The organism is Undibacterium sp. GW821-FHT07F11, assembly GCF_059418665.1.
Map to the genome: position 1 here is coordinate 1 of NZ_JBWKQH010000033.1, position 1004 is coordinate 1004.

General features: G+C 53.1%; 1 protein-coding gene. It reads left to right on the plus strand.

Translation table 11 applies throughout. The features are described 5' to 3' along the window. A partial coding sequence (locus AC07OI_RS29795) for a putative Ig domain-containing protein (RefSeq protein ID WP_495259669.1) occupies window positions 1-1004 on the plus strand: 1004 nt, incomplete at both ends.

Genomic DNA, 1004 nt, shown 5'->3' on the forward strand with positions numbered 1-1004 from the left:
AAGGTTCTTGCAGATCAAAGCCTGACAGAAAAAGCCGTCTTCAGCTTCGCCTTGCCAGCAGGCACCTTCACCGATGCCGATGCAGGTGACGTACTGACCTACAGCGCCACATTGGCAAATGGCAGCCCGTTACCAAGCTGGTTGACATTTGATGCTGCCACTAAAACTTTAAGTGGCACACCGGATCACGCTGCCGTAGGTGATCTGTCCCTGTCCATTTCAGTCAAAGACAAAGGTGGCCTGACAGCTAAAACAACGTTGAACTTGCACGTGGCAGATTATGTCCCACCAAATACAGCACCAGTTGCAGCCAAGGTTCTGGCAGATCAAAGCCTGACAGAAAAAGCTGTCTTCAGCTTTGCCCTGCCAGCAGGCACCTTCACCGATGCCGATGCAGGCGATGTACTGACATACAGCGCCACACTCGCCAATGGCAGCCCGTTACCAGGCTGGTTGACATTTGATGCCCAGACTAAAACCCTCAGCGGTACACCTGATCAAGCTGCTGTGGGAGACTTGTCCGTCACTATCCAGGTCAAAGACAAAGGCGGCCTGACAGCCACAAACAAACTGGTCCTGCATATTGCCGGTGCAGCACCTGGTGGTCTCATTGGCACCGATGCCGCAGATGTCTTGACGGGCACCATTGCTGCTGATGTCATGAATGGTGGCGCTGGCGCCGATACCCTCTCAGGTGGTGCAGGCAACGACAGCCTGACAGGCGGTACAGGCAATGACCTCTTGAATGGTGATGCTGGCGATGACCAGTATTACTATGCCTTGGGTGATGGCCTCGACGTCATCAGCGATACAGCCGGTGTTGACAGCCTCAATTTCGCCAGCGGCTTAAGCCTCGACAACCTCATCGGTTCGGTAGCGACAGTAGGCAATAAAAAAATTGCCCAAATCCGCGCTATTACTGCAACAGGTGATGCAAGCCAGGGTATCGACTTTGAAGTCACTCTCGATGCACAAGGCAAAGTCATTTCCCCTATCGAGAAATT